The organism is Pseudidiomarina sp. CB1 (assembly GCF_024752025.1).
GTDB lineage: Bacteria > Pseudomonadota > Gammaproteobacteria > Enterobacterales > Alteromonadaceae > Pseudidiomarina.
The window spans coordinates 657,226-682,228 of the sequence record NZ_JANTPU010000001.1; the positions used below are offsets into that span (position 1 = coordinate 657,226).

25 protein-coding genes are annotated in these 25,003 nt (G+C 49.0%); 9 read left to right on the forward strand and 16 right to left on the reverse strand.

Going from position 1 to position 25,003, the window contains the following annotated elements; translation table 11 throughout:
- Nucleotides 1–16 precede the first annotated feature (16 nt).
- Nucleotides 17–688 carry a phage shock protein PspA gene (gene pspA, locus NV375_RS03095; RefSeq protein ID WP_258240295.1) on the reverse strand — a complete coding sequence of 224 codons (672 nt, stop codon included), beginning with the start codon at nucleotides 686–688 and terminating at the stop codon, nucleotides 17–19.
- A gap of 228 nt (nucleotides 689–916) precedes the next feature.
- Between pspA and pspF the strand changes: the two genes are divergently transcribed.
- The 7 genes from pspF to putP are packed head-to-tail and all read left to right on the forward strand — an operon-like array spanning nucleotide 917 to nucleotide 8,873.
- On the forward strand, nucleotides 917–1,990 hold the full coding sequence (gene pspF / locus NV375_RS03100; RefSeq protein ID WP_258806922.1) for a phage shock protein operon transcriptional activator: 1,074 nt from the start codon (nucleotides 917–919) through the stop codon (nucleotides 1,988–1,990).
- Complete coding sequence (locus tag NV375_RS03105) at nucleotides 1,991–3,649, forward strand: ABC transporter substrate-binding protein (protein ID WP_258806923.1); 1,659 nt, start codon at nucleotides 1,991–1,993, stop codon at nucleotides 3,647–3,649.
- Entirely contained in the window at nucleotides 3,646–4,677 is a 1,032-nt protein-coding gene (locus NV375_RS03110) for an ABC transporter permease (protein WP_258806924.1), read from the forward strand. Before NV375_RS03105 ends, NV375_RS03110 begins: the two co-directional genes overlap by 4 nt.
- Nucleotides 4,664–5,560 carry an ABC transporter permease subunit gene (locus NV375_RS03115; RefSeq protein WP_258806925.1) on the forward strand — a complete coding sequence of 299 codons (897 nt, stop codon included), beginning with the start codon at nucleotides 4,664–4,666 and terminating at the stop codon, nucleotides 5,558–5,560. The genes NV375_RS03110 and NV375_RS03115 overlap by 14 nt, the downstream gene beginning before the upstream one ends.
- On the forward strand, nucleotides 5,557–6,555 hold the full coding sequence (locus NV375_RS03120; RefSeq protein WP_258240292.1) for an oligopeptide/dipeptide ABC transporter ATP-binding protein: 999 nt from the start codon (nucleotides 5,557–5,559) through the stop codon (nucleotides 6,553–6,555). Before NV375_RS03115 ends, NV375_RS03120 begins: the two co-directional genes overlap by 4 nt.
- Nucleotides 6,548–7,348, forward strand: coding sequence for an ATP-binding cassette domain-containing protein (locus NV375_RS03125; protein WP_258806926.1), 801 nt, complete (start codon nucleotides 6,548–6,550; stop codon nucleotides 7,346–7,348). The genes NV375_RS03120 and NV375_RS03125 overlap by 8 nt, the downstream gene beginning before the upstream one ends.
- A 4-nt stretch (nucleotides 7,349–7,352) precedes the next feature.
- Nucleotides 7,353–8,873: a sodium/proline symporter PutP gene (gene putP / locus NV375_RS03130; protein ID WP_258806927.1), complete on the forward strand. Its 1,521-nt coding sequence runs from the start codon at nucleotides 7,353–7,355 to the stop codon at nucleotides 8,871–8,873.
- An 86-nt stretch (nucleotides 8,874–8,959) separates the two neighbouring features.
- On the opposite strand, the gene NV375_RS03135 is transcribed toward putP, so the two are convergent.
- Genes NV375_RS03135 through NV375_RS03145 form a run of 3 tightly spaced genes read right to left on the reverse strand, consistent with a single transcriptional unit; the run spans nucleotide 8,960 to nucleotide 11,611 of the window.
- Nucleotides 8,960–9,994: a patatin-like phospholipase family protein gene (locus NV375_RS03135; protein ID WP_258806928.1), complete on the reverse strand. Its 1,035-nt coding sequence runs from the start codon at nucleotides 9,992–9,994 to the stop codon at nucleotides 8,960–8,962.
- A gap of 17 nt (nucleotides 9,995–10,011) precedes the next feature.
- On the reverse strand, nucleotides 10,012–11,070 hold the full coding sequence (gene recA, locus NV375_RS03140) for a recombinase RecA (protein ID WP_258806929.1): 1,059 nt from the start codon (nucleotides 11,068–11,070) through the stop codon (nucleotides 10,012–10,014).
- A 58-nt stretch (nucleotides 11,071–11,128) separates the two neighbouring features.
- On the reverse strand, nucleotides 11,129–11,611 hold the full coding sequence (locus NV375_RS03145) for a CinA family protein (RefSeq protein ID WP_258806930.1): 483 nt from the start codon (nucleotides 11,609–11,611) through the stop codon (nucleotides 11,129–11,131).
- A gap of 50 nt (nucleotides 11,612–11,661) precedes the next feature.
- Between NV375_RS03145 and mutS the strand changes: the two genes are divergently transcribed.
- Complete coding sequence (gene mutS / locus NV375_RS03150) at nucleotides 11,662–14,250, forward strand: DNA mismatch repair protein MutS (RefSeq protein ID WP_258806931.1); 2,589 nt, start codon at nucleotides 11,662–11,664, stop codon at nucleotides 14,248–14,250.
- Between the two features lie 24 nt (nucleotides 14,251–14,274).
- Here the strand turns inward: mutS and rpoS are convergent, their stop codons facing one another.
- The 9 genes from rpoS to ftsB are packed head-to-tail and all read right to left on the reverse strand — an operon-like array spanning nucleotide 14,275 to nucleotide 20,585.
- Nucleotides 14,275–15,249, reverse strand: coding sequence for an RNA polymerase sigma factor RpoS (gene rpoS / locus NV375_RS03155; protein WP_126770484.1), 975 nt, complete (start codon nucleotides 15,247–15,249; stop codon nucleotides 14,275–14,277).
- Nucleotides 15,246–16,136, reverse strand: a complete 891-nt coding sequence (locus NV375_RS03160; RefSeq protein ID WP_258806932.1) for a peptidoglycan DD-metalloendopeptidase family protein — start codon at nucleotides 16,134–16,136, stop codon at nucleotides 15,246–15,248. The genes rpoS and NV375_RS03160 overlap by 4 nt, the downstream gene beginning before the upstream one ends.
- Nucleotides 16,072–16,650, reverse strand: coding sequence for a YqaA family protein (locus tag NV375_RS03165; RefSeq protein ID WP_258806933.1), 579 nt, complete (start codon nucleotides 16,648–16,650; stop codon nucleotides 16,072–16,074). Before NV375_RS03165 ends, NV375_RS03160 begins: the two co-directional genes overlap by 65 nt.
- Complete coding sequence (locus NV375_RS03170; RefSeq protein ID WP_126770490.1) at nucleotides 16,647–17,282, reverse strand: protein-L-isoaspartate(D-aspartate) O-methyltransferase; 636 nt, start codon at nucleotides 17,280–17,282, stop codon at nucleotides 16,647–16,649. Before NV375_RS03170 ends, NV375_RS03165 begins: the two co-directional genes overlap by 4 nt.
- 23 nt (nucleotides 17,283–17,305) lie before the next feature.
- Nucleotides 17,306–18,061, reverse strand: coding sequence for a 5'/3'-nucleotidase SurE (surE, locus tag NV375_RS03175; protein WP_258806934.1), 756 nt, complete (start codon nucleotides 18,059–18,061; stop codon nucleotides 17,306–17,308).
- Complete coding sequence (truD, locus tag NV375_RS03180) at nucleotides 18,058–19,116, reverse strand: tRNA pseudouridine(13) synthase TruD (protein ID WP_258806935.1); 1,059 nt, start codon at nucleotides 19,114–19,116, stop codon at nucleotides 18,058–18,060. The genes surE and truD overlap by 4 nt, the downstream gene beginning before the upstream one ends.
- Nucleotides 19,109–19,591 carry a 2-C-methyl-D-erythritol 2,4-cyclodiphosphate synthase gene (gene ispF, locus NV375_RS03185; protein WP_258806936.1) on the reverse strand — a complete coding sequence of 161 codons (483 nt, stop codon included), beginning with the start codon at nucleotides 19,589–19,591 and terminating at the stop codon, nucleotides 19,109–19,111. Before ispF ends, truD begins: the two co-directional genes overlap by 8 nt.
- 12 nt (nucleotides 19,592–19,603) lie before the next feature.
- Nucleotides 19,604–20,281 (reverse strand): 2-C-methyl-D-erythritol 4-phosphate cytidylyltransferase, encoded by a 678-nt coding sequence (gene ispD / locus NV375_RS03190; protein WP_258806937.1) that lies wholly within the window; start codon nucleotides 20,279–20,281, stop codon nucleotides 19,604–19,606.
- A 4-nt stretch (nucleotides 20,282–20,285) separates the two neighbouring features.
- Nucleotides 20,286–20,585: a cell division protein FtsB gene (ftsB, locus tag NV375_RS03195; protein WP_126770499.1), complete on the reverse strand. Its 300-nt coding sequence runs from the start codon at nucleotides 20,583–20,585 to the stop codon at nucleotides 20,286–20,288.
- Nucleotides 20,586–20,658: 73 nt separating this feature from the next.
- Here ftsB and NV375_RS03200 point away from each other — a divergent pair, with 73 nt between their 5' ends.
- The gene (locus NV375_RS03200) at nucleotides 20,659–21,375 is read left to right on the forward strand and encodes a sulfite exporter TauE/SafE family protein (RefSeq protein ID WP_258806938.1); all 717 of its coding nucleotides are present in this window, start codon (nucleotides 20,659–20,661) and stop codon (nucleotides 21,373–21,375) included.
- 2 nt (nucleotides 21,376–21,377) lie between these two features.
- On the opposite strand, the gene NV375_RS03205 is transcribed toward NV375_RS03200, so the two are convergent.
- Genes NV375_RS03205 through NV375_RS03215 form a run of 3 tightly spaced genes read right to left on the reverse strand, consistent with a single transcriptional unit; the run spans nucleotide 21,378 to nucleotide 24,995 of the window.
- Nucleotides 21,378–22,013, reverse strand: coding sequence for a hypothetical protein (locus tag NV375_RS03205; RefSeq protein ID WP_258806939.1), 636 nt, complete (start codon nucleotides 22,011–22,013; stop codon nucleotides 21,378–21,380).
- A gap of 18 nt (nucleotides 22,014–22,031) precedes the next feature.
- Nucleotides 22,032–23,327, reverse strand: coding sequence for a phosphopyruvate hydratase (gene eno / locus NV375_RS03210; RefSeq protein ID WP_258806940.1), 1,296 nt, complete (start codon nucleotides 23,325–23,327; stop codon nucleotides 22,032–22,034).
- Nucleotides 23,328–23,357: 30 nt separating this feature from the next.
- Complete coding sequence (locus NV375_RS03215; RefSeq protein WP_258806941.1) at nucleotides 23,358–24,995, reverse strand: CTP synthase; 1,638 nt, start codon at nucleotides 24,993–24,995, stop codon at nucleotides 23,358–23,360.
- Between the last annotated feature and the right edge of the window lie 8 nt (nucleotides 24,996–25,003).

The following is a 25,003-nucleotide window of genomic DNA, read 5'->3' on the forward strand; positions in this document are numbered from 1 at the left end:
CATGCCTGCGAATCAATTACTCAGCTTTTTTGTCTTTCTTAACACGAGCTTTCATTGCCTCAAGCTCATCAGAGATTTGGTCTTCACCTTCGAGCTCGGCAAATTCATCGCGTAAGCTCTTTTTACCCATATCATAGGCTTCAACCTGAGACTCTAAGTCATCAATTTTAGACTCATAACGCTCGAAACGAAGCATAGCATCATCAATTTTGCCACTGTCAATGCGCTTCTTCACTTCTAAACGGCTGCTCGCAGCGCGCTGACGCATGATGATGGTTTTTTGACGAGCTTTCGCGTCCGCAAGTTTCTCTTGCAACTGACCGACTTCTTCATTGAGCTTATTCAAGTGCTCATTGATGCGTTCGATGTCGCTCTCTAAGCTTGTCACCGCATCGTTGGCTTTGCGTTTTTCGACTAAAGCCAAACGCGCAAGGTCATCACGGTCTTTGCTCAAGGCAAGTTCCGCTTTCTTTTCCCACTCCGCTTGTTCGGTTTGAAAACGCCCCATTTGACGCTCAGTGTCTTTTTTCTCGGCAATCAAGCGCGCAGATGTAGAGCGCACTTCTACCAAAGTGTCTTCCATTTCTTGAATAATCAAACGAACCATTTTCTCCGGATCTTCTGCTTTATCCAAAATGGCGTTGATGTTCGAATTTACGATATCAGTAAAACGTGAAAAGATACCCATGTTCGTGTCCTCATCTTGTGATTCGAAACTGTTACTTTACGGTCGCTAAGAATAATGCAGGTACCGTGCCAACTTTTTCAAATCGCCTTAATTGGCTGATTTTTAGCTATTTATCACCTTAAAGCAAATTTTTGTTTGACCCGCCACGGTTATCAAATACACTAATAATTAGTCAAATTTGCCACCATAAGCAGTTGCCAACAGACAACAACAATAAAGGGGCTCTTCATGCGTCGCTCAAGAGAAGCGGATAACCTTATCGGTGAGGCCAACAGCTTTCTTGCCGTCTTAGAACAGGTTTCGCAGATCGCACCACTCAATAAGCCTGTTTTAATTATCGGCGAACGCGGTACGGGCAAGGAGCTGATCGCCGCCCGCTTGCACTTTCTCTCGGAACGCTGGGAGCAAAATTACATTAAACTCAATTGCGCAGCGTTAAGCGAAAGCCTATTAGAAAGTGAACTTTTTGGCCATGAAGCTGGTGCTTTTACCGGCGCACAAAAGCGTCATGAAGGCCGCTTCGAGCGCGCCGACCAAGGCACACTTTTTCTTGACGAGTTGGCAAATACCTCAGCCTTAGTGCAAGAAAAAATCCTGCGTGTCATCGAGTATGGTGAGTTTGAGCGCGTTGGCGGAAGTAAAACTGTGAGTACTGATGTTCGCTTAATCGCAGCGACCAACGAAGATCTTCCTTCTTTGGCCGAACAGGGGCAGTTTCGAGCTGACTTGCTCGACCGTCTAGCTTTTGATGTCATCACGCTGCCACCATTGCGCGAACGTCGAGAAGATATTCTTGTGTTGGCAGAGCATTTCGCAATTCAAATGGCTCGCGAGCTTCACTTTGAACTTTTTAGTGGCTTTACTGAGCGCGCTAAAAAAACATTACTTGATTATCACTGGCCGGGAAATATCCGCGAACTTAAAAATGTCGTCGAGCGCTCGGTGTATCGCTTAGGTAGCGGTGCTATTCCACTTGATGACATCATCGTCGACCCCTTTGCTAGTCCTTGGAGGCCACAAGTTGCGGCGCACCGAACAAATGGCGAAGCCCCATCGGCAACCCAACCATCTGTGGAAGTCACCGCAAGTACAAATGAATCCACGAGTCAACCACTTAATTTCAATCAAGGCCCGATTGAATTTAAGGATGCAGTGGCTAACTTTGAAACCGAAGTTTTACAACAAGCGCTGAGCCATGCACAATTTAATCAGAAGAAAACTGCGGAACTGCTCGGCCTAACCTATCATCAGTTGCGTGGTTATTTAAAAAAATACTCATTACTAGACGGGTCAACGAGCTAAATGCGCTTCTCTCAAATCGCAATTGTGGTACCTTTCGCGACATTATCTGCTTTGCTAAGCGGCTGTAGCCCTGCTGTGCACGATGCCGCCCCCTTACAAGAAGGTATCGTTTATTGCTCGGAAGGCAATCCAGAAAGCTTTAACCCACAGCTAGGTACTTCCGGCACCACCATCGACGCAAGCTCAGCCCAGCTTTACGACCGCTTGATCGACTATGACGAAACGCAACAAGCCTTTGTTCCCGCACTTGCCACCGCGTGGCAAGCATTAGACAAAGGTAAACGCTATCGCTTTAGCTTACGCGACGATGTCCAGTTTCATAGCACTCCTTGGTTCACTCCCACTCGATCGTTTAACGCTGATGATGTGGTGTTTAGCTTTCGACGTTGGCTACACGAAGACCATCCGTATCACAACGTTAACGGCGGGAGTTACCCGTTCTTTACCGCCAGCGGCTTAAATAAGCTTATTACACAGGTTCGAGCCATCGACTCGCACACTGTCGAATTTGAGCTGGCGCGCAGCGACAGCTCGTTTTTAGCTAATCTGGCGACCGATTTTGCCATCATTCTTTCCGCTGAGTATGGCGCTGAACTGCTCGCTCGCGGCACGCCAGCACAGCTGGACAAACGCCCAATTGGCACGGGCCCATTCGTCTTCGAAGACTTCCGTAAAGATTTGATCATACGCTATCGAAGCCACGATAATTACTGGCGTGAACCTGCCGCAATCAAGCAATTGGTCTACTCGATAACGCAAAGTGCCAATAAACGTATGCTGAAATTATTGACCGGTGAATGTGATGTCATTCCTTATCCACTGGTTGAAGAGCTGGCACTATTGGATACTGGTGATGAGATCAAAATCACCAGCACAGTGAATCCCAATATTGCCTTCTGGGCATTTAATACCGAACGGCCGCCATTTGATAACGTTAAAGTTCGCCGCGCCCTCGCCCATGCTGTCAACCGACAGGCTATTATTCAAACTGTTTACAATGGCAATGCGCGTCTCGCCACTGGTATTTTGCCAGAGACATCGTGGGCTTATAGTCCCGTCGACTTAACCTATGGTTACAACCCTGAGCGTGCCCGTGAACTACTTGCGGAAGCTGGCTTCCCAGAAGGCTTCAGCTTTGATATTTGGGCCATGCCCGTGCAGCGAGCTTACAATCCAAATGCACAAAAAATGGCTGAGCTGATTCAAGCCGATTTGGCACAAGTAGGGGTTCAAGCCAATATCGTATCCTATGAGTGGAATGCCTTCCGGAGGCGTCTTGCGCGGGACGAACATGATAGTGTTTTGATCGGCTGGATTGCCGATAATGCCGATCCTGATAATTTTTTTCGCCCGTTACTAAGCTGCGCGGCCCTTAACGTCGGAACCAATCGTGCCAATTGGTGCGATCCGAAATTCGACGAACTAATACTCCGCGCTATTACTGTAGATAGCCTTGAACGGCGCAAAGGCTTCTATCATGAGGCGGAAAACTGGATTTACCGCGAAGTGCCCTTGGTCCCCATTGCCAACTCAATGCGCTTTCAGGCTTTTCGCAGCGACATTCATGGTGTTGAGGTACCCGCATACGGCGGCTTAAGCTTTCGCCATGCCTATCGGCAAAGTCAAGCTAGTGCTGCGGTAAGCGAGGAACAACAATGATCCGCTATACCTTACGCCGCTTAATTCTATTGTTCGTGACCCTGTGGTTACTGACCGTATTCCTATTTGCGTTAAACTACTTTTTTCCCGGTGACGCATTAACTAATATGACGGGAGTTCGCGCGAGTGACGCCCTCGCCTACCAACGTCTAGTGAGTGAGCGCGGTTTTGATAGCTCTTTGTTTTCGCAATATTTAGCGTTCCTAGGACACTTCATTAGCGGTGACTGGGGACAGTCGTTATCTACCCAACGCGACGTTTTTACTGACTTGCTGCCGCTGCTAGGCGCAACATTGGAGCTTAGTGTTCTGGCGATGGCTTTAGCAATGGCTATTGGCGCACCGCTTGGTCTTTACGCCGCAGGCCAACAACGTGGCAGCATGGACCGCGTGGTGATGGGATTATCGTTGAGCGCCTATTCAATTCCTGTCTTCTGGCTTGCCCAGCTGTTTATTCTATTTTTTGCAGTCAAATTAGGCTGGACGCCAATTTCCAGCCAAGTGAATCCATTGTTCGACATTGATGTGCAAAGCGGCTCCATTTTACTCGACATACTACTAAGTAACTCCCCCTATAAAGGTGCGGCCCTCGCTGATGCAATAAATCATCTGTGGTTACCAGTCATTGTACTAGCCATCATGCCAGCGACCATGCTCATGCGCATTACGCGCAACAGCATGCTTGAAGTCTTGCAGCAAAACTATATTCGCTCAGCTCGCGCACGTGGCCTCAGCGAAACCCGCATTTTGCTACGCCATGCCCTACCCAATGCCATGCAGCCCGTCGTTCGGCAATTAGGCCTCATGTTTAGTATTCTGATGAGTAATATTATTGTCACGGAAGTGATTTTTAACTGGCCCGGTGTCGGAAGCTGGCTGGTAAAAAGTATTTATGAGCGTGATTACCCAGTTATGCAAGGCGGTCTTTTCGCCATCGCTGCGCTCATCCTGCTGGTCAATGTTGCTGTAGAGCTGTTCCATGCTTGGCGCTACCCGCAAGTACGAAAGGAACTTTATGCCGAACGCTAATATTTACTTTCAACAACGCGAACCCTCGCCGTTGCGGCAGCTTTGGTTACATGTCAATAGTAACCCTTTCGCCGTGGTAGCGTTTTACATACTCAGCCTAGCGTTAGTCGTTATGCTCGGTTCCGCTTGGCTCACTCCCTATAGTCCCGACGCCCAATTTGCTGATGCAATATTGCAGCCACCGAGCTGGGATGAATCCGGTGAAATTAACTTTCTCTTCGGCACCGATGATCTTGGCCGCGACATTCTTTCGCGGATTATCGCCGGCTCTGTTTACAGTCTTGGTTATCCGCTTATCGCCGTAGTCATTGCGGCAGTCATCGGAATTAGTATTGGCGCCTGGGCTGGAATGTCTAGGGGAGTGCAATCGTCAACGTTAAATCATTTGCTCGATGTGATCCTTTCGATCCCGTCACTCCTGCTTGCGTTGGTCATCATTGCAATGCTGGGGCCATCGTTAATTAATGTTATGTTCGCCATAACGCTGGTGTTGATTCCTCAGTTCATCCACGTGGTGCATAACGCTATTTACGATGAGCGTTATAAAGAATACGTTACCGCATCACGACTTAATGGGGTAACCCGCTGGTACATGTTAACGCGCGTCGTCTTTCCAAATATTACCAGCGTACTGGTAATGCAAACCACGTTTGCCCTATCGACTGCAATTTTAGATATAGCCGCCCTTGGCTTTTTGGGCCTTGGCGTACAGGCTCCGGCACCGGAATGGGGAACAATGCTTGCGCGCAGCCTTGACCAAGTCTACGTATCTCCTTGGATGATGGTGCTACCTGGTTTAGCCTTGTTCTTGACGATTTTGTCAATCAATGTACTGGGCGATAGTATCCGTGCAGCGATTGCTGAACGAGTGAGAAATTCATGAGTGCCATATTAGACATTCGCAATTTATCGATTGAACTCGAAACTGAAAATGGCCCTGTACGAGTGCTCGATCGATTTAATTTGCAGCTAGCCGAGGGTGAGATTCACACCTTAGTGGGTGAATCCGGCTCGGGTAAAAGTCTATTGGCGAAAGCGATACTTGGATTTATTAATCCACGTTGGAAAATCACAGCGGACCGACTGTGGTGGCGGCATTATGATTTGTTGGCACTGAACGCCGCCCAACGGCGCATTGTGACCGGTCGTGATATGGCGATGATCTTCCAAGATCCAAGCAGTTATCTCGATCCCAATGATAAAGTCGGCGCACAACTGCGCGAAAGTATTCCAACCGGTGAACTAAGTGGTGTTTACTTGAAGCGGCGCGCAGATCGACAGACCCGCGCTGAGCGTTTACTGCATCGGGTTGGCATCAAAGATACCGCCGATGTTATGGAACGTTATCCGCACGAACTCTCCGAAGGACTGGCACAGAAAATCAGTATTGCGATGGCAATTGCACACAATCCTAAGTTGCTCATTGCCGACGAGCCCACCACAGCAATGGAACCGAGCACCCGTGGTCAAATATACCGTTTATTAGCGAAGCTTAGTGCGGGTCAAGGTATGTCGATCTTAATGATTACGCAAGATTTGACCGCAGTTATCCCCGAAAGCCAACGCATTAGTCTGATCTATTGCGGTCAACTCATGGAAACCGGTCCGACTGAAGAAGTCATGCAGAAGCCTTATCACCCGTACACCGATGCCATGTTAAGTATGAGCCTGTCTGACCAAGACATTGCGCCAAAAACGCGCCTACCAACCTTATCGGGTGCTATTCCGACATTGCAACACATGCCCATCGGCTGTCGGCTTGGCCCTCGATGCCCTTATGCAAGACGAGCTTGTATTCATCAGCCAGCGCTCACCAAGCAACAGCAAGTGCAATTTGCTTGTCACTATCCACTCCATAAGGATAGCGAACATGACTAAACTACTGGACGTTCAAGCTATTTCGAAATACTACGTGCATAAAGACGGTTGGATGCCGGGGCAACGTATTTGCGCACTTGAACCTTTAAGCTTTAGCCTAGAGCGTGGAGAAACGCTCGCGATAATGGGCGAAACAGGATCAGGTAAATCGACGATAGCCAAGTTAATTGCCGGTGCCGAACGCGCCTCAGCGGGCGAGATTTTCCTTAACGGGCAAGCCATGTCGAGCATGACAGACCAACAACGGTGTCGCCATGTTCGGATGATATTTCAAGACAGCCTGCGCTCGTTGAACCCGCAAATAACGGTCGGTAAGCAACTTTGCGAACCACTTATTTTTAACACGCAAATGAGCCCTCAGGAGCAGAAACAGCGAGTTCACGAGGTACTGCGGAAAGTTGGTTTATTGCCTGACCACTATCATTTTTATCCACACATGTTAGCGAGTGGCCAGCAGCAGCGCGTATGTATTGCGCGGGCAATTGTTTTAGAACCGCAAATCGTTGTTGCCGATGAAGCCTTCGTCGCATTGGACCCATCGATTAGAGCTCAAATCATTAATCTTATACTCGATCTTCAAGAAGATATGGGTATTTCATTCATTTTCGTCTCACATTCGGCGGAGATCGTGAAACACGTTTCAGACAAGATCTTAATAATGCATCGTGGTAAAATGATCGAGTTTGGAACAACTAAGGCACTGATAAATCATCCCGAAGAGCAACTAACGAAAACGCTGTTGCATTCGGAACATAAATATAAAGTGCCGTTACATTCAACAACGAAGGAGTAAAGCTTTGGAAACAGGTACGCTTATATCATTAGCGCTCTATTTCATAGCAATGCTGGGGATTGGTCTGTACGCGTATAAGAAATCGACCGATGATGTTTCAGGTTACATGCTTGGAGGCCGTCGTTTAGGCCCTGGTGTAACTGCCCTTTCAGCCGGTGCATCAGACATGAGCGGTTGGATGCTTATGGGCTTACCCGGTGCGATTTATGTTTCAGGGGTATCCCAGCTTTGGATCGCAGTGGGTTTGGTCGTAGGTGCCTACCTTAACTACATCATCGTAGCCCCGCGGCTGCGTATGTACACCGAGGTGGCAAACGATTCAATTACCATTCCGGATTATTTTGCCAATCGCTTCGACGATAAAGCGCGCTTATTACGCGTATTCTCGTCCGTCGTGATCATTATCTTTTTCACCCTTTATACCTCGGCGAGCTTAGTTGCCGGTGGTAAGCTCTTTGCCAGTTCAGCCTTTGGCTTGGACTACAGCTTAGGCCTGTGGGTAACCGCTGGTGTGGTCTGTGCTTATACCCTTTTCGGGGGCTTTTTAGCGGTAAGTATGACCGACTTTGTGCAAGGGTGTATCATGTTCGTTGCGTTGGTCTTGGTGCCAATCGTTGCGATATTTGACCTCGGTGGCATGGCCTCCGTGACTGAGCAAGTACGTTCGATTAACCCCGACTTCCTCGACTATTTCCGTGACGGATCTATTGCCGACTCAACCGTAAATCAGTTGTCGTTTCTCGGTATCATATCGCTTCTGGCATGGGGTCTAGGTTATTTCGGGCAACCGCACATTATCGTGCGCTTTATGGCCATTCGTTCAGTGAAGGATATCAAAGCGGCACGCCGCATCGGTATCTCATGGATGACGGTCTCTATTATCGGCGCTATGGTCACTGGTTTCGTTGGTATTGCCTATGTTGCTGAAACCAAAATGACCTTGGCCGATCCCGAGACCATTTTCATTATTTTCTCGCAATTCTTATTCCACCCTTTAATTGCAGGCTTCTTGCTGGCAGCAATCTTGGCCGCGATTATGAGTACCATCTCATCGCAACTGCTAGTCACCTCGAGCTCGCTAACGGAAGACTTCTATAAAGCCTTCTTACGTCGCGATGCTAGCGATAAAGAACTGGTATTTGTTGGACGTATATCAGTACTCATCGTTTCATTGGTCGCCATTGCATTGGCGTGGAACCCTGAGAATACCATCCTTGGCTTAGTTGCTAACGCCTGGGCAGGCTTCGGTGCCGCCTTCGGCCCGGTCATCATTCTCAGCTTGTTCTGGAAGCGCATGAATCGCCACGGTGCACTTGCGGGTATGGTCGTAGGTGCGGCAACTGTGCTGTTTTGGATTTATGCACCAGTCATCGACGGTGAAGCTTTAAGTTCTTATGTTTACGAGATCATTCCAGGCTTTATCCTTTGTACAGTGGCCATCATTGTGGTCAGCTTGGCAACGGCTAAACCTACACAGGAACTGCAAAACACCTTTGATGAAATGGAACGTCAACTCGATCAATAACATGCCTTGATCGAAGCTCTGAAAAGCAAAAACGCCGCACTCTTGAGAATGCGGCGTTTTTTTATCTATAAAGCACCAGCTACAAATTAACCACGACGTTCAGCATAAAGTTCTAATTCACTCAAAATGTAGTCTTTCATGCGCATTGTCGTTTCATAGCCAATATCGATTGCTTCATTACCACGTTCAAACTCTAATAGACCAATGTGACCAAGTTTAGGTTGGACCAAAATATCCGGCGGATCTCCGGCAATACGAGCCTTGGTGATTCGTTCCTGCATGATATCAATTGCACCGGCCATCACCCCAAACATACCTGGCGCTTTATGTGATGGACCACTAAACTTATCAACTACGTTATCCCAATACTGTCCACTAGCGGTGAGGAAGCTCTTAAAGAAGCCTTCATCCTCTTTGTCTTTATCTTCTTTCGCTAAATCAGTCTTCTCATGAGCTGCACCGGTGTCGACTGCTGTTGTTTGTACTTTCGTAGATACACCATGGATATCGGCTTGCGGCTCTGGATGAGGAGGAGCGTGCTTGCCACGAGCCTCAATTGCTGCTGCATTCAATTGTGAGTTTAAATGCACCGCAATCACAAAATCGGCGCCAAGCGCTCGACAAAGTGACACTGGAACCGGATTTACTAAGCCACCATCAACCAACCATCGACCATTATGCGCCGCTGGCGCAAGTAAGCCTGGCATCGCACACGAAGAACGGGCAGCGTGGTAGATATCGCCTTTTCGTAACCACACCTCGCGCCCTGTATAAAGATCCGTCGCTACCGCTCCATAGATAATATCGAGATCCTCAATCTCTACCGAGCCAAAGCGTTCACGAGCATGGCTGAAGACCTTTTCGCCTTGGATAATACCGCCATGACTAAAACCAAAATCGAGCAAGTTAAAGACTTGCCAACGTCCCATATCCCGAACCCATTCTTCGAGCTCATCGATACGGCCAGAAGCAAAACCGGCCCCCACAAGGGAGCCGATTGATGTTCCTGCAACCATATTGACTTCAATCCCCATCTCTTGAAGCGCTTTGATTACGCCGATATGGGACCAGCCACGTGCTGCACCAGAGCCTAGTGCGAGAGCAACTTTGACATAACTCATCGCAAATCTATTCCTTATTAAACTAAATCATCATCAGCTAATTCAGCGTCTTTGTTTTCACTTTTCGCTGCATCGCCACCCTTTACAGGTTTAGCGAGTAACTGTTCGCGTAGACGCTTTTCGATATCTTCAGCAATAGCCTTATTCTCGATCAAGAATTTCATTGCATTGGCTTTGCCTTGACCAATCTTATCACCATTATAGCTATACCAAGCACCAGCTTTATCTACAATCTTTTGCTTCACGCCAAGATCGATAAGCTCACCCTCTTTAGAAATACCAGTACCGTACATAATCTGGAATTCAGCTTGCTTGAATGGTGGGGCTACTTTATTCTTCACAACTTTCACGCGGGTTTCATTACCTACGACTTCATCACCTTCTTTGACAGCACCGGTGCGACGGATATCAAGACGCACTGATGAGTAGAACTTCAATGCATTACCACCAGTTGTGGTTTCTGGGTTACCAAACATTACCCCAATCTTCATGCGAATTTGGTTGATAAAGATACACAGGCTGTTTGATTTTTTAATATTCGCCGTTAGCTTACGTAGCGCTTGTGACATAAGGCGCGCTTGCAAGCCTACATGGCTGTCACCCATTTCACCTTCAATTTCTGCTTTTGGTGTGAGTGCTGCAACCGAGTCAACAATAACCACGTCGACTGCTGCTGAACGTACCAGCATGTCACAAATTTCTAATGCTTGTTCACCTGTATCAGGTTGCGATACCAAGAGTTCATCGACGTTAACACCAAGCTTTTCAGCGTAGACTGGGTCGAGTGCGTGCTCTGCATCAACGAAAGCACAGGTTTTACCCATTTTCTGAGCCTCAGCGATCACTTGCAATGTAAGTGTCGTTTTACCACTCGACTCTGGACCATAGATCTCTACCACACGACCAAAAGGCAACCCGCCAATCCCTAACGCGATATCTAAACTTAAAGAACCGGTCGGTACTGACGCAATATCCATCGCTTGGTTATCACCCAAGCGCATAATAGAGCCTTTGCCGAATTGACGTTCGATTTGGCTAAGCGCCGCATCAAGTGCTTTTTGTTTATCGTTGCTCATGGTAATGTCCGTTCTATTGAATGCGTTAAAATTGAGTATACTGTATTTTTATACAGTATCAAGAGATTTTTTCAAAACACCGCAGAGCTTCGCTGATAGTAGCCTCCCTCACCGCCGAGCGATCGCCCTCGAAATGGCACTTCCAGCTCATTTGACCGCCCTTCCATGCGAGTCCAAACCATACTAATCCGACAGGTTTGTCCACGCTGCCGCCACTAGGCCCCGCAATGCCAGTCACCGCAATGGCAACTTCAGTCGACGCCAACCGAAGCGCACCTACAGCCATTGCTTCTGCCGTCGCCGCCGATACCGCGCCGGCGCTTTGCAGTACCTCGTTTGGCACACCGAGAATACGTTCTTTCAGCGTATTACTGTAGGTAATGAAGCCGCCTTCAAGCCACGCCGAGCTCCCGGCAACCGCACTTAAAGCATACCCTATCCCTCCTGCCGTGCAGGATTCTGCGGTAGCAATTCGCCAGTTGCGTTGTTGCAACCAACGACCGATTTCTACTGCCAGATCATAATGAGATTGTGTTACCATTTTGCCATTGGCACCTTTTAAAAATAACGCTACTACGGATAATAACAGGCATGCCGCAAGCGACAACTCCCAGTACAGACTTTTCTGCGCATACACCCATGATGCAGCAATACTTGCGTATTAAGGCGGAACACGCCGACACGCTTTTATTCTATCGCATGGGGGATTTTTACGAATTATTTTACCAAGATGCGCAAAAAGCGGCTGAGCTGTTAGACATTTCACTAACTCAACGCGGTGCGAGTAATGGTAAGCCGATTCCAATGGCTGGCGTGCCGTATCATGCGGCAGAAAACTATCTTGCGCGACTCTTGCAGCTTGGTGAATCAGTGGCTATCTGTGAACAAGTAGGTGACCCCGCCACCAGCAAAGGCCCCGTTGAACGCAAAGTGGTAAGGGTACTTACGCCGGGCACCGTAACTGATGAAGCGTTGCTCAATGAAGGCAGCGAAAACTTACTCGTTGCTGTAGCCCCACAAGAACGCGAAGGCCAGCACCATTTTGGAATTGCCAGTCTTGATCTGGCAAGCGGTCGTTTCAGCGTCAGTGAAGTGGCCAGCGAAGCGGCACTACAAGCCGAGCTACAGCGCTTACAACCGGCCGAGCTGCTGTATCCAGACACGGTGCAATGGCAAACAACATGGCACCCGTGTGAAGCGCGCCGCGCACGCCCTGACTGGGAGTTCGCGAGCGATAGTGCCCACGCACTCTTGTGCCGTCAATTTGCTGTGCAACACCTTGACGGTTTTGGGGTTAGCCACTTGCCTGTGGCGTTAGGCGCAGCCGGAGCTTTATTAAACTACGTAAAACTAACGCAGCGCGCAGCTTTACCGCATATCCAAGCCATTCATGCGGAGCAGAGTTCTGACGCGGTGCAGATGGACGCCGCAACACAACGCAACCTAGAACTGGTTACATCGCTTAGCGGCGGTACGACGTCACTTTTCAATACCATTAATCGCACCGCCACAGCCATGGGTGCACGCTTGTTGAGACGTTGGTTACAGCGCCCGATTCGCAACAGCAAAGAAATAGCAAGCCGTTACGATGCCGTGGCGACCTTACAAGACCAAGATTTAGCTACCATACGCCAACAGTTACGCGCCATTGGCGATCTCGAACGCGTTCTCTCACGCATTGCCCTGCGTAGCGCACGACCGCGAGATCTGACGCGCTTACGTAGTGCGCTGCAAGCACTGCCAGAAGTGCGTCAACAACTGAATGATCTCAGTGCACTCATGCCTTGGCATGCACAACTGGCCGAATTGCCTGAACTGCGCAGTACACTCGAAGCTGCCTTGGTTGAATCGCCTCCTTTACTCATTCGCGACGGCGGTGTTTTAGCCGACGGTTTTGACGAAGAACTTGACGAACAACGGGCTCTTGCCGCTGGCGCCACTGACTTTTTAAAACAAATAGAAACGCGTGAACGTGAGCGCACTGGTATTCAAACCTTGAAGGTTGGCTACAATAAAGTGCATGGTTATTACCTTGAAGCGAGTCGTGCAGCAGCTGCGCATATTCCTGCGGACTATCAACGACGACAAACGCTTAAAAATGCCGAACGCTACATTATTCCCGAGTTGAAAACTTACGAAGACAAAGTTTTGCAAGCGCAATCACGTGCGTTAGCGCGCGAAAAATGGTTGTACGATGCATTACTCAATGAAGCGGCTGAACAGCTTAGTAGTTTGCAACGCACCGCTCGCGCGGTGGCAGAGCTCGATGTATTGCACAGTTTTGCCAAACAAGCCCTCACCCACAATTATTGCCGTCCGTCATTGACAGCAGAGCGCGGCATAGAGTTGCAGGCAGCGCGCCACCCGGTCATCGAAGCACAACTCGAAGAACCCTTTATTGCCAATGACGTGCGCCTCGATGCGCAAGATCACATGCTATTGATTACGGGCCCTAATATGGGCGGTAAATCAACCTATATGCGGCAAACAGCGCTGATCGCTATTCTCGCATACTGCGGCAGCTATGTACCCGCTGCGGCAGCGCAACTCGGTCCTATCGATCGCATCTTCACGCGGATTGGGGCATCAGATGATCTTGCCTCTGGACGCTCAACCTTTATGGTCGAAATGACCGAAGCCGCAACCATTTTGCATAATGCTACACCGCAAAGTTTAGTGCTTATGGATGAGATTGGTCGTGGTACGTCGACCTATGACGGCTTAGCGTTGGCTTGGGCCTGTGCAGAAGCTTTGCTGCAACAAAATCGCGCTTTGACGCTGTTTGCAACGCACTATTTTGAACTTACGCAGAGTATCGCGCAATTACCAGGCTGCAGGAATGTGCATGTTGAAGCAACTGAACACGACGATCACATCGTGTTTGAACATCGGGTCAGTGATGGTGCAGCAAATCGTAGTTTCGGTGTACAGGTTGCCCAACTTGCGGGTCTTCCAAGGCCCGTCTTACAGCGTGCCAAACACGTTTTATTGGAATTAGAAAAATCGCACACTCAAGAGCAACCGCAACAACAAAAATTGTCGCTCGAGCGTAAATCAGAAGTGGCGCCGCCGCCTCACCCATTGATTCAAGAACTGGAACAGCTGGAAGTCAATGGCATGACACCTATAGAAGCTTTGCAGTGGTTGGCGCGATGGCAACAGCAACTTAAGTCATCTTAAGTTGCTTGTGACCATGGAAGGTTGTTAGTCGTACTGAAACAGTGCGTCGAGGCTAAGACCTTGTTGCCGTAGCATATCGCGCAAACGACGTAAGGCTTCAACTTGAATCTGGCGTACACGCTCACGTGTTAGACCGATTTCGCGCCCTACGTCCTCAAGCGTGGCGGGTTCATAGCCCATGAGCCCAAAGCGCCGCGCTAAAACCTCACGTTGTTTGGTATTCAGGCTAGCAAGCCATTCAACAATGTGCTCCTTCAGATCATCATCTTGCATGACACCTTCAGGACCGTGATCATTTTCATCCGTCAGCAAGTCAACGAGAGCTTTATCGTTGTCGCCACCTAATGGCGTATCGACCGATGCAATGCGCTCATTGAGACGCAACATACGGCTCACGTCCGCTACCGAAACATCAAGTTGCTCAGCGATATCCTCAGCCGTGGGCTCATGGTCGAGTTTATGTGCGAGTTCACGTGATGCACGTAAATAGCTGTTTAGCTCTTTCACGACATGAATAGGTAAGCGAATCGTCCGCGTTTGGTTCATAATGGCGCGTTCAATCGTTTGGCGGATCCACCACGTCGCATAGGTGGAAAATCGGAAACCACGCTCAGGATCAAACTTTTCAACAGCGCGGATCAGACCAAGGTTCCCCTCTTCAACCAAATCGAGTAAAGGTAGACCACGATTGGTGTAGCGCCGTGCGATTTTTACCACGAGCCTTAGGTTACTTTCGATCATACGACAACGCGCCGCCTTATCGCCTTTGCGGGCAAGGCGCGAAAAATGAACTTCTTCTTCAGCTGTTAATAACGGCGAGAAACCAATTTCGCCAAGATAGAGCTGTGTTGCATCCATTTTTTTCTGGTAAGTCGCCCGATTAGCGATGATTTCTTCGAATTCGCTATCATCATCACTAGTGTCAGCGGCCGCAGATTTTTCCATTTCTGACATCACTGCTTGTTCATCGATGTCATCCACCTCATCCCGTCGACTCATTGTGACCCCCGTGGTAAATAATGCCGAGGATTTACTGACTTACCGCGATAACGGACTTCGAAATGAAGTTTCACCCGTTCGGCGTCAGAATTACCCATTTCGGCAATGGCTTCCCCTGCGCTGACCCACTGTTGTTCTTTTATTAACAGCTTGTCATTGTGAGCGTACGCAGTTATATAATCATCGTTATGTTTCAGGATAATTAAATTTCCATATCCTTTTAGCGCATTACCAGCATAAACCACTTTACCTGCCGCTGCGGCTTTCACAATGTCGCCCTTCTTGCCAGTGAAGTCGATGCCTTTAGGGCCTGTCACTGCAGCGGTGAACTCTCGAATAACTTGGTTCTCCGTGGGCCAACGCCAAGCAATCGCATTGCTTTTCGGGAACACTTCGCGCTTAATTTCCGGCCTTGGGAGAGCTGGCGAGTTCGTAACCTTTTCTTTACTTTTGTCTTCAACATACTCTTTCTTAGGAGTCTTATCAACGCTTTGTGGTGGATCTATTCGCTTTGTCGTAGTCAAAGGTTGGGATTTTTTCGCTTGTCGTGAGCTTTCCCTTAAGGTTAAGCGCTGACCGGGGAAGATGGTATAGGGTTCACGCAAGCCATTAAGGCGCGCCAGCATCCGCACGTCAATATTAGCGCGAAAGGCAATTGAATAGAGTGTGTCGCCCTTTTGCACCAGATAAGAGCTGCCAGCAAGGCTGTTCGCTTCATAGTCATAAATGCTGCGCCCCTGGTAAACTTTCTCAACAGGAGCTGGTTGCTGGCGTTGAGCACAGCCTACGAGGAGCAGCACACAACTGAGACTGAGAACGAAGCTAACGCGTCCATACATAAGCAATTCCGGCGATGATGACCATAGCCCAACCGATACGGTCGACATAAGTTCTTAGCTTTAATGCCATCTTCGGCCCTCCTGTTTTCAACAGCCAAGCGACCAAATAGAAACGTAGACCGCGACTTATCAACGAGCCTAACACAAACGGGATAAACATAACCTGCAGCATGCCACCACTCACCGTAAAAAGCTTATAAGGAAGTGGCGAAAATCCCGCAATAAAAATAATCCAAAACCCGTAGTTTTGAAACCAATCTGTCACTGTTGCTAGTTTCTCTTGGTAACCAGCCCACTCGACGAGCGGTAACACCAAGGGCTCAAAAGCAAAGTATCCCAGCCAATAACCGGCAATACCACCCAATACCGATGCAATTGTCGTTAAAAATGCGAAAAACCATGCACGTTGCGGCTGCGTCATGGCCATTGGGGCCAACATAACATCCGGTGGGATTGGAAAAATGACAGATTCAGTAAAACTCAAGCCGACCAAAATAGCGGGTGCGCGACGATGTTGCGACCATTGCAAGACACGATCATAAAGAGCACTAAACAGCTTCATGCCAAACTTCCTGGTACAAGGGGCACAAATTTAACGTCGCCGAGTTGCTTATGTTCGTAGTCATCACCAAACCGGCGAATCACCACTAAACGCTGTTTGATGCTCCCCACAGGAATAATCATCACCCCACCATCGGCAAGTTGTTCCATTAGTGCATGGGGTATGTCACTAGCGGCGGCTGTCACGATAATGCCATCAAACGGCGCTTTGCTTTGCCAGCCTTGCCAACCATCACCGTGACGCATGCTAACGTTGTGTAAATCGAGCTTTTTCAAGCGGCGCTTCGCTTGATATTGCAATTCAGCGATACGTTCGACAGAAAAAACCTTATCCACTAACTGCGCCAATATCGCGGTTTGATAACCACTGCCGGTACCAATTTCCAGCACTTTATGGCAATGATGCTGCATCAAAAGTTGCGTCATTGATGCCACCATTAAAGGTTGCGAGATTGTTTGCCCCTTGCCAATCGGCAACGCCGTATTTTCATAGGCTTTATGCGCCAAAGACTCCGGCATAAATAGATGACGCGGAGTATTCGCAATGACCTCTAATACCTGATCATTGCTGATCCCCTGCTCGCGCAGCAACGCAACCAAGCGTTTTGCCATTCCCTGAAAATTTTGAATCATTGTCGTTTTTCTTGTTGTTATAATTAGTCTGTCGTTTCGTCAAGCCACGCCGCTAACGTAACTTGGTGACTTCTCGCTGTCATGTCCAAACTGATGGGGGTAATCGAGACATACCCCTCGCGTACAGCGTAAAAATCAGTGTCTTCACCGTCATCTTGATGCCCACCAATTGGACCATACCAATAAATTTTACGGCCAAATGGATCGCTTGATTCAACCATGGTCTCAGCGCGGTGGCGACGACCTAATCGAGTAATTTTAATGCCTTTGAGTTCCTCATAAGGTACCGCTGGAACGTTAATATTTAGAATTGTGTCAAGGCGTAGCGGTTTATCCGCCATTTTATTTACGATATCAGCTACCACACGAGCCGCAGTTTCATAGTAATCATGCGTGCGATCGCCCATGGATACTGCAATGGCCGGGAGGCCCATGTAACGCCCTTCCATAGCGGCAGCAACGGTTCCCGAATAGAGCACATCGTCGCCCATGTTGGGCCCATCGTTAATACCCGACACAACAAGATCGACATCATCCGCAAGTGGTGAGTTGGTTCCCAAATGCACGCAATCGGTGGGAGTACCATTAAGCGAGAAAAAGCCATTATCAAGTTTCTGTACGCGTAACGGGTTATGTAACGTCAACGAATTACTAGCACCGCTACAATTCCGATCTGGCGCAATAACCCGCACCTGTGCAATTTCATTAAGCGCTTCGTAAAGCGCTGCAATACCTGGTGCGTGAACGCCATCATCGTTGCTCACTAATAACTTCATCATACTGCTTCATCCTCTGTCACATCTTGCATTAATTCACGAAGTACGCTGGTGGCGAAACTCCCCGTCGGCAGACTAAACATTACCTCGACGGTATCGGTATCGACGCACTCGAAAGCTGCTTGCTCAAGTTTTAATAGCAATCGCCGGCGCGCTAGATCCACGCGCTTCTGGCGTAAACCATCAACTAAGTTTTGATAACCTTGTAACTGTTCATGCTCAAACGGACTCAAATGCTCTTGCCACGGTTCTTTATAGCCGCCCGGCAAAGGGCCCGAAAGATGAATATCACCACTACGCCAACGTTCGATAAGTGTACCATCGAGTTGGTCGACTTGAAAAAACGAACGCGTCCCGCTGAGTAGCATAAAATCCCCGATCTCCGGGGTAAGTCGCTGGTGTTCGATACGCTGACTGAGAAGCACATTGAATAGGTAAGAGCGGATACTCGATAACAACATTCCCTGTTGTTGACGGCTCCACTTTTTTGCCTTTTTATTACTTATCTCACCGGTCAGCCAAGCTTCAGCCTTCACCAGGTTTTGCCCGTCACGGCCAAACCGTTGCTCACCAAAATAGTTTGGCACACCATGTTGCACAAGCTGTTGCCAGCGCTCTTGCAGCGCCTCAACATCGCTCACCTGACGCAAGCGCAAACGAAATGCATTCCCCTGATGCAAACCCATTTTCAGTTTTTTACTGCGCAGGAAAGCGCGTTCGACACGAAACTCTGGATGCTCAAGCTGCTGCCAGTCGAGCAATGCTTTGCCCGGCAGTTGTACTGAAAACCACTGCCAGGTTTCAGCGTGCCGGTCCTTGAGGCCAGCATAACTAACGTTGCGTTCGCTAACACCGGCAAATTCAGCTAATTGACGCGCGACAAAAGTTGTATTAGCGCCCTTCTTATAAACCCATAACCACTGATGCTCACCCTCATCTTCGGCAGTCACGTCAAGGAGCTCAGTTACTTGAAAGTCGCTAGGTTGTTGCTTATAGCTGCCACTCACTTGTGGGCGACCATGCATATAACTCAGTTCAGCTAAGTTTGCTTCAATCAAGTGGCGCCTCCTGCATCAGCACCACTGCATGGCAGGCAATTCCCTCTTTGCGACCAACAAAACCCAGTTTCTCGGTCGTCGTCGCTTTCACATTGACTCGACTTACATCGGCACGTAACGTTGCTGCAATACGACGACGCATATCGGTAATAACGGGAGCCAGCTTGGGCGCTTGCGCCACGATCGTAACGTCGAGATTGCCCAAGACATAGCCCTCTTGCGCAGCCATTTGCACCACCTTGGCAAGAAGTTCCGCGCTATCAGCGCCCGCGTAAGTTGCGTCAGTATCAGGAAAGTGGTGACCAATATCACCTTTACCCAAAGCACCTAAAACCGCATCCGTTATCGCGTGCAGGACGACATCACCATCGGAATGAGCAATTAAACCTTGCTCATAGTCAACCTTTATACCACCTAGTACTAAAGGCTTGTCACTACCAAATTTGTGTACATCGTAGCCATGCCCTATGCGCATTTCGTCTCCTTCTTAAGTTTTTGCCGTAAGCCAAAGATGGGCGAGCTGTTCGTCGCCCGGCAAGGTGATCTTAATATTACTGCGTTTACCTTGCACCAACTTTGGTTGCTTACCTAAAGCTTCGATCACCGACGCTTCATCGGTTAACTGAGGGTTATCAACGCCTAGCCGAATAAAGCCAGATAGCAACTCTGCACTGCGGAAAACTTGCGGCGTTAACGCTTGCCAAAGTTGCTCGCGTGCCACTGTAACGAGCGCGCGGTGCTGCTCACTCGCACGCTTCAAAGTATCTGCCACGGGCAGTGCCAGTAGCGCACCTACCTCGTCGGCTAAGGCATGGTCTAGCACCGATGCGAGTTCCTCAGCACTCAAACAAGGACGCGCCGCATCGTGAACAGCTACCCAAACAAAACCAGCAGCCGCAGCTGCAGCAACACCACTTTGCACCGAAGCAGCACGCGTTGGACCGCCCTCAACTCGGGTAATAGGGGTGGAAGTGTTAAAATTCAGCGTCGGGTAATACGCATCTTCAGCGCTGGTGGCGATAAAAATGTGGCTAATGCGCGGATCTTGGCTAAGCGATTTAACGGTCAACTCTAGCACAGTAGCGCCCGCAATCTGCAGATACTGCTTCGGCCGCGTACTTTGCATGCGTCGCCCAATTCCCGCCGCCGGGACGATAGCTGCCACGCTGTTATTCTGGGTCATAAGTGGTAGGTTGTTTATTCGGAATTAATCGGAAAAAAGTTTCGTCTTGTTTAATGAGGCCAAGTTCGTTGCGAGCACGCTCCTCGAGAGCTACTTCGCCTTCGCGCAAGTCCTCAATGTCAGCAATCAACACTTGGTTGCGCTGGCGTAACTTCTGGTTCGTTTGTTCTTGCCGCGCGACGTCTTCTTGCAAATGCCAATACTCCGGTAAGCTATTTTTGCCAAACCAGAGTCGGTATTGCAGTGCGACCAAAAGCACTAGGAGAAAGACTTTTAACAGACGCATCGCCACCCTCGCATGGTATGATTGTGCTAAGTATACCTTTCTTTCGCATCGAACCAAATGTTAACAGGCTAACATGGACTACTACCTTATCGCATTGATCATGTTTGCGGGAGCCTTTTTACAAGGAATTACCGGTTTTGGCTCGGGCTTGGTTGCCGTGCCGCTACTAAGCCTACTGCTCCCGCTCACCATGCTCACCCCAATGTTATCGTTAATCAATGTCGCACTTGCGGTCTATTTAGCATGGCTATTACGCCACTATTTAGCGCTGCGGCGTTGGGGCCCCCTTTTTGTAGCGGGGATATTCGGTACTTTGCTTGGTAATTACGCCCTCGCCTACGTGCCATTAGCGACCTTGCAACTAGGAATGGCAATCTTTGTGATCAGCGCTGGGCTCCTGTTTTGGTTTGGTATTCAACTACGACTACCCGCAAGACTCCCACAACAAACGGGGATTGGACTCCTGTCAGGCTTCGCGAATGGAGCGCTTACGCTTGGCGGACCGCCAGTGGTATTGTTTTTAACCGCAAACCGTCTTGCACGTAGTGAATTCCGTGCAACTTTAGCGGTTTTCTTTTTAGCACTTGGAATGACGAACGTGGTTTCTTTTGGCCTGCAAGGTCGCTATGCAACGATTGATCCGCTCGCATTGTTGGTCTTGATCGTGGGCGCTTTGTTAGGAGCTTATGGTGGCCATCGTTTAAGCGGTAAACTCTCTGAACAAGGATTTCGCCGGTTAACGCTATTGCTCGTTATTGGCGCAGGAATAATGGTGATTATTGGTCGCTAGGCTTAACTTAATAACTGCCAATCAATCGCGGTGGCGAGGAGGAGTTCGCGAAGCGACAAGGTGCGTGGGTCAATGCGGCCTTTGTGCGACCATTGATGGCCGCAAACCGCAGGTTGTAACCACGTTAACTCTGGTTTTGCCAGCAACAGATGATCGCCTTCGCTTTCACAGTTTTCGCCAGTGAATAAGAACCAACCAAACTCGTTGCAATGAACCCGACCTTGTTCACGATCAATGCGATCAATTGAATCAAGTCTTACTTGTTGCAGGTGCGGATCTAAATTCAAAATGGGGACTGTCGTGCCGAGCTGCACATTTATACTTTGCAGCCACTTCTCAAGCTTACGTCCTCGAGTGGCGGTACTTTTGAGTTGCCGTTTCTGTGGCGCTTGCCAACTCGCATTTTGGACATCTAATTCGCATGGACAACCGCAACTAAGCATGGCCCGAGCCGCATTGCGAATGTAATAACTTAAACTACGTAGACGCCGCTGAAGACCGGCAGCGGAATTTACCTGAAGTTGCGATAATACAGCGAGTTCACGCTCATAAAGCGCTGTACAGAGCTCAGGAAAAGCGACCGGATCGTAACCCGGTCGCTGTTCAACAACTTCGAATATATCGCGTTGTTCACTCACTGTTTGGGCACCAGTCGCTTACTTAGCAGCCCGCACTTCGGCGCGACCACGGTAAGGAGCTTCACCACCCAACTCCTGCTCGATACGCAAAAGTTGATTGTACTTCGCCACTCGATCGGAGCGACATAACGAACCGGTCTTAATCTGTCCGGCTGCGGTTCCAACCGCCAAATCAGCAATCGTCGCATCTTCAGTTTCGCCCGAACGATGTGAAATCACGGCGGTAAAACCAGCGTCATTCGCCATTCGAATCGCCGCAAGGGTCTCAGTTAAGCTGCCAATTTGATTGAATTTAATCAAAATAGAGTTACCGATCCCTTCGTCAATACCACGCTTGAGAATTTTGGTGTTGGTAACAAACAGATCGTCGCCCACTAATTGCACTTTATCGCCCAAGCGATCGGTGAGAATTTTCCAGCCTTGCCAATCACTTTCGTCAAGACCATCTTCAATCGAAATGATTGGGTAACGCTCACATAAACCCGCTAAATAATCAGCAAACTCAGCAGCCGTGAAGGATTTACCTTCACCTGACAAGTGGTATTTGCCGTCGCGATAAAACTCTGACGCCGCACAATCAAGTGCAAGAGTGATGTCATCACCCATGCGATAGCCGGCTTTCTCAACAGCTTCAACAATCACGGCCAAGGCTTCTTCGTTTGAGCTTAAGTTTGGCGCAAAGCCACCTTCATCGCCCACCGCTGTGCTTAAGCCACGCTCTTGCAATACTTTTTTAAGAGCATGAAAAATTTCAGCACCCATGCGTAAGCCTTCACGGAAGCTTGGTGCTCCAACCGGTTGAATCATAAACTCCTGAATGTCGACGTTGTTATCAGCGTGCTCACCACCATTCAAGATGTTCATCATCGGTAATGGCATACTGAACTTATTAGCAGTGCCATTCAACTGAGCAATATGTGCGTACAGTGGAACGCCCGCGCTAGCCGCAGCCGCTTTGGCGTTTGCCAATGACACAGCAAGAATCGCATTCGCACCCAAGCTCGCTTTATTCTCGGTTGCATCGAGGTCCAGCATGATTTGGTCTACGGTGCTTTGGTCAGTCGCATCCACGCCCTTCAACCGCGGGGCAATGCGTTCGTTGACGTTTGCTACCGCTTGTAAAACCCCTTTGCCGAGATAACGACTTTTGTCGCCATCACGCAGTTCCAAGGCTTCGCGTGAGCCGGTAGAAGCACCACTTGGCGCGGCTGCGCGTCCCCAATGTCCGTCGGCTAAATGAACGTCAACTTCAATAGTTGGGTTACCGCGCGAATCCATAATCTCACGAGCGACAATTGATTGAATCGTTGCCATGCTAAAACTTCTCTCCTGTTTCGGCGACCTTCAGCCGCGACGTTGCTTCTGATACTTACCTGCAGCTTCAATAAAGCCACGGAACAGCGGGTGTCCATCACGCGGGGTTGAAGTAAACTCCGGGTGGAACTGTGCTGCAATAAACCAAGGATGCTCAGGGATCTCAATGATTTCAACTAAACGGTTATCATGAGACCAGCCAGAAATTTTCAAACCAGCAGCTTCAAGCTTTTCGATGTAGGTGCCGTTAACTTCATAACGATGACGATGGCGTTCCTGAATGACGTCTTTCGCATAAAGTTCGTATGCCTTAGTGCCAGCTACCAGGTTGCATGGCTGCGCACCTAAGCGCATCGTGCCGCCAAGATCCGAATGCTGATCGCGGAGTTCCTTTTGGCCTTGTGCATCCATCCACTCAGTGATCAAACCTACCACTGGATGTTTTGCGTCGGCGTCAAATTCGGTACTGTTAGCGCCTTCCAGACCGGCAACATGGCGAGCATATTCAATCAATGCGATTTGCATGCCTAAGCAGATTCCCAAATACGGGATCTTCTGTTCACGAGCATACTGCGCAGCCATGATTTTGCCTTGAATACCGCGTTCGCCAAAACCACCCGGAACGATAATCGCGTCAACATCTGCTAATTTCGCAACACCTTTGGTCTCGATATCTTGCGCATCAATATAGCGGATATTCACCGTTAAACGATTTTTTAAGCCAGCATGCGCCAACGCTTCGTTTACCGATTTATAGGCATCCGGTAGTTCAATATATTTACCAACAAAGCCTACGGTAACTTCACCACTTGGGTTCGACTCTTGATAAAGAACCTGCTCCCATTCCGACAGGTCGGCTTCCGGACGGTCTAAGCGGAAACGATTGACTACCAGCTCATCTAAGCCTTGCGACTTCAAAATCGCTGGGATCTTATAAATGCTATCAACGTCTTTCAGACCAATAACGGCGCGTTCTTCAACATTGGTAAACAAGGCGATTTTCGCGCGTTCGTTGGCGGGTAAAGCACGATCCGAGCGACAAACCAGAATATCTGGTTGAATACCAATCGAGCGTAACTCTTTCACTGAATGCTGAGTTGGCTTGGTTTTTACTTCGCCGGCAGCGCCTAAGAATGGTACCAACGTCAGATGCATGAACATGGTGTGGTCACGTCCGACTTCGGTAGCCAACTGTCGAATCGCTTCGAGGAAAGGTTGCGATTCAATATCACCAACGGTGCCGCCAATTTCAATGATAGCAACGTCATACCCCTCGCCACCTTCAATAATGCGACGCTTGATTTCGTTCGTAATATGCGGAATAACTTGGATGGTCGCGCCTAAGAATTCACCGCGACGCTCACGACGAATAATGTCTTCATAGACCCGCCCTGCTGTGAAGTTATTCTTTTTGGTCATACGGGTGCGTATAAAACGCTCATAATGACCTAAGTCGAGATCGGTTTCGGCCCCGTCTTCGGTGACAAAAACCTCACCGTGTTGAATTGGACTCATGGTACCAGGATCGACATTAATGTACGGATCCAGTTTGAGGATTGTGACCTGTAGGCCACGTGCTTCAAGAATTGCCGCCAAAGAAGCTGCAGCAATACCTTTACCCAGCGAAGATACAACACCGCCGGTGACGAAAATATAATTAGTTGTCATGCGAAACC